This is a genomic window from Gaetbulibacter sp. NE (assembly GCF_025548475.1).
In the GTDB taxonomy this organism is placed as follows: domain Bacteria; phylum Bacteroidota; class Bacteroidia; order Flavobacteriales; family Flavobacteriaceae; genus Gaetbulibacter_B; species Gaetbulibacter_B jejuensis.
Window position 1 is genome coordinate 1 of record NZ_JAOQHY010000036.1, and the last position, 578, is coordinate 578.

The 578-nt window shown below is 42.2% G+C and carries 1 protein-coding gene; it reads right to left on the reverse strand.

The genetic code is table 11. From position 1 onward, the window contains the following. Positions 1-578, reverse strand: a 578-nt coding sequence (locus OD803_RS14700) for a hypothetical protein (protein ID WP_262734070.1), incomplete at both ends; no start/stop codon positions are given.

A 578-nucleotide genomic window follows, 5' to 3' on the forward strand; every position in this document is an offset into this window, starting at 1 on the left:
TTGGTTTGATTAATATATGGTACGGTTATCGCATTGATTCCTGCTTCGGCATCTGCCTGTGTTTCGTAATAGCTTACTGCTACATTAACCTGTCCATTGATGATTTCTGCATCTTTGGTCGTAAGATCAAATGTTTCTTGCTCGTCGCCTGGGTTGTTATAGTCACACAACTCGTATGGTGTTATCGCTCCTATGGCTGGTAATGGGTTTACCAATAGGGTAAGCTCTACTGTATCATGGCAGCCTGAAGCGTCATCTTCCAAACGCACATAAACGGTTTGAGTGTTTGGTACAATATTGTTGTATGGACTTGATAGGGCATTGACACCATTGTCTGCATCAGACTGGGTCTCATGGTAGGTCACTGTCATTCCTGTTTGACCACCTAATACTTCTGCGTCTTTTAATGTTAAGGTAAAGCTTGCAAAACCATCATTATCATCATCGCAGACTTCCAATGGTGTTGGCGCTACTGCTACTGGTAGTGGGTTAACCACTAGTTCTAATGTCGTAGTATTATAGCATCCTGTTGTTGCATCTTCTAAACGCACATATACCGTTTGCGTGTTGATGACAAT